This window comes from Microcoleus sp. F10-B2 (genome assembly GCF_036704965.1).
In the GTDB taxonomy this organism is placed as follows: domain Bacteria; phylum Cyanobacteriota; class Cyanobacteriia; order Cyanobacteriales; family Microcoleaceae; genus Microcoleus.
Genome location: NZ_JAUBTB010000184.1, coordinates 1 through 4,768, shown reverse-complemented (window position 1 = coordinate 4,768; position 4,768 = coordinate 1). Strand labels below are relative to the sequence as shown.

General features: G+C 40.8%; 6 protein-coding genes. 1 reads left to right on the top strand and 5 read right to left on the bottom strand.

Annotated features, from left to right (window positions below):
- The first annotated feature begins 89 nt into the window (after positions 1 to 89).
- Positions 90 to 1,121, top strand: a complete 1,032-nt coding sequence (locus QUA99_RS32240) for an IS4 family transposase (RefSeq protein WP_333245497.1) — start codon at positions 90 to 92, stop codon at positions 1,119 to 1,121.
- 318 nt (positions 1,122 to 1,439) lie between these two features.
- Here the strand turns inward: QUA99_RS32240 and QUA99_RS32235 are convergent, their stop codons facing one another.
- From QUA99_RS32235 to QUA99_RS32220, 5 genes are all read right to left on the bottom strand, one after another.
- Positions 1,440 to 2,162: a hypothetical protein gene (locus QUA99_RS32235; RefSeq protein WP_333245499.1), complete on the bottom strand. Its 723-nt coding sequence runs from the start codon at positions 2,160 to 2,162 to the stop codon at positions 1,440 to 1,442.
- Positions 2,163 to 2,252: 90 nt separating this feature from the next.
- Entirely contained in the window at positions 2,253 to 2,642 is a 390-nt protein-coding gene (locus QUA99_RS32230) for a hypothetical protein (RefSeq protein ID WP_333245502.1), read from the bottom strand.
- A 68-nt stretch (positions 2,643 to 2,710) separates the two neighbouring features.
- Positions 2,711 to 3,580: a hypothetical protein gene (locus QUA99_RS32225; protein WP_333245505.1), complete on the bottom strand. Its 870-nt coding sequence runs from the start codon at positions 3,578 to 3,580 to the stop codon at positions 2,711 to 2,713.
- Between the two features lie 17 nt (positions 3,581 to 3,597).
- On the bottom strand, positions 3,598 to 3,807 hold the full coding sequence (locus tag QUA99_RS33315; RefSeq protein WP_445251059.1) for a deaminase domain-containing protein: 210 nt from the start codon (positions 3,805 to 3,807) through the stop codon (positions 3,598 to 3,600).
- Between the two features lie 447 nt (positions 3,808 to 4,254).
- A complete protein-coding gene (locus QUA99_RS32220) occupies positions 4,255 to 4,563 on the bottom strand; it encodes a 2OG-Fe(II) oxygenase (protein WP_333245508.1) in 309 nt (102 codons plus the stop codon).
- Positions 4,564 to 4,768 lie beyond the last annotated feature (205 nt).

Genomic DNA, 4,768 nt, shown 5'->3' with positions numbered 1-4,768 from the left:
GATGAAAATCCATGAGCTTATCCTCTAGCGTAAAGTTCCTCTATTATACAGTTTTCACCGCCAACCCAGAAGAACCAGTACATTCAACTTTGGCCGCCACAACAGAAGGGCTACCATTAGGAATTATCGACCAATATGTCTGGGCAAGAGCGCCAAAATCTTTAGGTAAAGCTGCTAAACGTTCTCAAAAATCAACTGAAGAAAAAGAAAGTCAAAGATGGCTTGATGCTTTAAAAAACACGTTATATATCATCCCTAATTCGCAAAAAGTAGTCACAATTGCCGATCGAGAAGCAGACTTTTATGACTTATTTGCCTGCGCCAACCGTGAGAAAGCAGATTTTTTGATTCGAGCTACTCAAAACAGATGTTTAGAGTTTTCATCCAACCATCTTAAAGCAGAGATGGAGTTAGTCGAACCGCCAGCCACGATGACTGTTGAATTAAAGCGCAACCCGACTCGACCATCACGAGTAGCAACTTTAACTATTCGGTATAAAACCTTAACTATTCAACCCCCTAAAAATCGGGCTAAACAAGAGAAATTAAGTCCGCTCGAGCTGCAAGTTATTTTAGTAAGAGAATCATCAGCACCATCGGAGGCAGAAGCAATTGAGTGGTGGCTGTTAACAACTTTACCTATTACTTGTATTGAGGATGTGACTACTTATGTGAGGTGGTATAGTTATCGTTGGTTGATTGAGCGTTATCATTATGTATTAAAAAGTGGTTGTGGAATTGAGAAGCTGCAATTAGAAACAGCAGAGAGGTTGGAAATGGCTCTAGCTACTTATTCGATAGTAGCTTGGCGTTTGCTTTATATTACTCACCTGGCTCGCAGCGCGCCTGATGCCAGTTGTGAAATTATGTTATCACATCGAGAATGGCAGGCTCTTTATGCAACAATTTATCACAAAAGTTATCCTCATTCTTCCCCGCCAACTTTAGGGGAAGCTGTTGGTTGGATTGCCACATTGGGAGGTTTTTTAGGACGAAAACATGATGGTTTTCCAGGAGTTAAAACTTTGTGGCGTGGCTTGAGAAGATTGGATGATATTATGACGGGTTGGCTACTATTTAATCAACTGAAAACAACTTCAATTTGTATGTTTTCAGGGTGAAATAACTGCGCTCGCAAATTGTGTCGCTCCTATCAACGATAATTTTGGTAAACCGCCGTGAGCCAATGGCAGAAAAACATTTTATTCTATTGGTTCAAAATGTGCGCTCGGGAAAAACCCCGAACGCACTTGAGCCAACTCATTGAAAGACGGAGATATCAATGAAAACTCGAATCAGGATAATTCGTATTCGATCGTCCGCGAGATCCCCCATATCCCCTACACAAGTAGTTACTTTTGTCAACTTTCTTGTTAAGAAAGATGTTTATAAAGCATAGCTTACGCACGGGTGTGGAGAAACCGGGGTTTTTTACGAGTCTACTTCGTGGCGCTAGGAGATTCCCAATAAAAAAAACCGGTTTCTTTTGTCACAGTGTGTAATTCCTGAACAGGGAATCGATCCGCTTGTGATGGAATTGTACAGCCGCGCCATTCTCCACTCATTCTATGCCAAGGAAACATATCAATTGAGATGCCAATAAATCCCGCATCTAAAGCACCTGCAGCAATTTGCTGCATGGTTTTGAGTTCGGTTTCTGAGGGTTGAACTGTTAAGCTGCGTTCCAATCCCATCACATGAGCGCGTAAGGCACTATGCCCGAACATAGGCGCCACATTAGCACCAAGCGGTAATTGTTGTAAATGTTCTAAATATTCTGCAGGTGTCTGCCAAGAAACCGACTGTTTCAGCCATTTGGCAATCAGTTGCTGGGAAAGAGTTTCGACTCTCTGAAAAATATCTGTCAGCATTTGGGGTTTACCAACTGCAACAGACAAGCTGCAATTGCCAATTACAACACTGGTAACGCCATGACGAACTGATTCGCTCAATCCGGGTGCAATTTCTAACTCTAGATCGTAGTGGGTGTGAATGTCGATAAATCCCGGTGTCACCCACAACCCAGAAGCCTCTACCACTTGATGAGCATTGGAGGTAAGAGAGGATGCGATCGCCACAATCTTACCATTTTGAATGCCAATATCCCCCGCATCGGCGCAGAGCATAAACCATCGAAAATTAACCCGTTGTGAATCAGCCAATCTCACATAATTTTTCGTTAATTTTTCAATATTTATGCTGACTAAAAGGGCATTTCCTCAAAGGTTTGCCCATTAATATATAAACATAAATTAATAAGGCTCAAACCTTCTGCTATCATAGTAATAAGTTAAAAATGTGCCGTTTTCAACTATGATCCCAAGAATGATATCTAAAGTTTCTAAGAAGTAGGGGCTACCAGGTTCATCATCAGTGCTGATGACAGGTTTATCTAATAGGGCAATAACAATTGCTGGTTGATTCTTGTGGGGAAGCTTTCTATTTTTTAAGTGATCCTTCCATTTCACGATTTGTCCAACTTCCAAAGATTCTTTTTTGATAAAACTTTTACAAACTGATTTAAGCTGGGCAATATATTCCTCTCCATAGTTATTTTGTTCCTCTTCATTAACATCTTTATCGCGATCTTTTTCGTGAAGATTTTTCATTATTTCAGCTAAAATATCTTCTTGCTTACTCATTTCAGTCCTTCCTTTAACTAAAAATAGTTTCAACGCTATCTTTATATATACTTGCAGCGTTACTTAGATTAACTTGCCCACTTATCAAGTCTAACATCCAATGGTATCGTGTTTAAATAATCCTCAAATTTGTTAGGAAAAGGGAGCAGGTTTGACCTCGGTCTACTGGTAGAATCTGTCAAGATAATCTTCCACATGGCAGAGCTAATTTCCTCCAATTTATTCATCTGACAAAAACTATTATTTTTTTCAGTCCCCAATTTCTCTAGCGAGTAGATAGAACTAGGAGGCCTTAGATACCAGCTTGCTGGTACAACCTCTAGTAGCCACCAATCGAATAATTCACGTCGTCCGTGGGAACCGGGGAAGATTGCATAGCCCTCTAAACAATTCTCTAATATATCTAGTAACGATTCTAAGGATTGATTGTAATCCAAAGTTTTAATCGCACTCATATAAACATCTAATGCTTCAAATATTATTTGAAAATTTGCCACTTTTTTATCTTTTATATAATCAATTTTAATCCCATCTACTAGAGCATTAAACTCTTCCTCTATTAGAGCCTTAGAAAACTTTTTTTTAGAATCCAGCATCTTTTCAGTATTTTCTAGGAGCCAGAGTTCTATCTTACTAATAGTTTTTTGTGGAAGCAAGTTTAATGGTTGATAATATTGAACTGTTGGTTCTACAACTGAAGCTAGTATCAGCGCCATCCAAACATAACGAATGTGGGTCAGTGTTTGGTTGTTACTCTGAAACACTTCCAGAATTTCATCTAAAGCATCTTGAAGTGAAGCTGCATCCTCTGCTTCTGGTTCATAGAGTTCTTCATAATGTTGCTGCCATACCCGACTTAGCGTACCTTGGATGGATTCAGGCAATTGGCGCAACAAGGACAACCTTTTTTCTGTAACACTGCTATATTCCAAAGTCATAACTGATTTCTTCCTCTTTAAGATTCGGGTGGATACGGGTAATCCCAGAAAACTTCTATCTTTATGTGCGGGAACTTCTCCTCAAACTGTCTCAAAATGCTATTACAACTTTCACATGGCTGCAACTCAGTATACAGGTAGAGTTGGCCTTCTACTTCAAGATCGTAGAACATCTCAAGAGTATCAGCAATTTGTGACAAAACTTTGTACTCAGCATCAGTACTCATGATACGCCCGGAGAAAGAATCAATAGCTGGCTCGAATTGTCCTCCTGCTGACTTCGGCTTGGGTATTTCAATTGGACTTTTCTTGCCACCTCTAGATGTTGCTGCTGTACAAAAGGCTACACCTCCCTTAACCTGTAGCTCAGCAAGTGCGACATTTCCTTTGCCGACTGGTTTCTTGAGGTACTTCTGTCGGATTAAAACAGCATCAGCTTGTAAGTCCTCTTTCCTCAGAACTTTAGCTCCTCAAAAAACTATATTTATAAAGCTAGCATCATTCTTTGTTTCCTTCAAGGCTTTCGCCCATAATGCTCGGTCTTAACCCACTCGGATCGCAGTAGCTGTTATGGATAATCTCCCAGCACATAAGTTGGGGGTGATTTAACCTTTGATGCAAGCGGCTGGTTAAGCGTGTCCTGAATTTATCACCGTCCCAGGATCGAATAAACCTTACTTAATGTTTGCTTTTACGGCCCTAGATTCTACTGTGAATCCTGGAATATCTTGCAGTTCTGTTGCGCTCAAACTGTACTGTTCGCAGACCAAACTCAAACGAGTTCCGGTACTTTTAACAGCGTTGACAGAGTGAGTCAAATCTCCTTGAAAATAGATCGGCGAGTTGGCTTGCGGCTTAATCTGCCCGACTTGCTGTTTGTTGCGCCGCAGTATCAACTCTCCCCCTTGCAAGTTCGGCGGTACTTGCACGTACAAAACGCTGACGGCTGCGGGAGGTTCAACAGTTTTGCAGTACGATCGCAAAGATCGATATGCGAATCGACGCGGGAACCTTCACCTAGCAACAAAGGGTTGAGGTAAAAAGCATTGCATTCAGGCTGTAATGCTTGGTTTGTATTGGGTTTGAACATCTGCCGATCGCATTTTTTCTCAGGTAGTGCCCTGAAGGAAAGGATCAAGAGAATTAAACTGAATTCAAAGAAAGTAGGCGTTTAGAGTTGTAAATTAG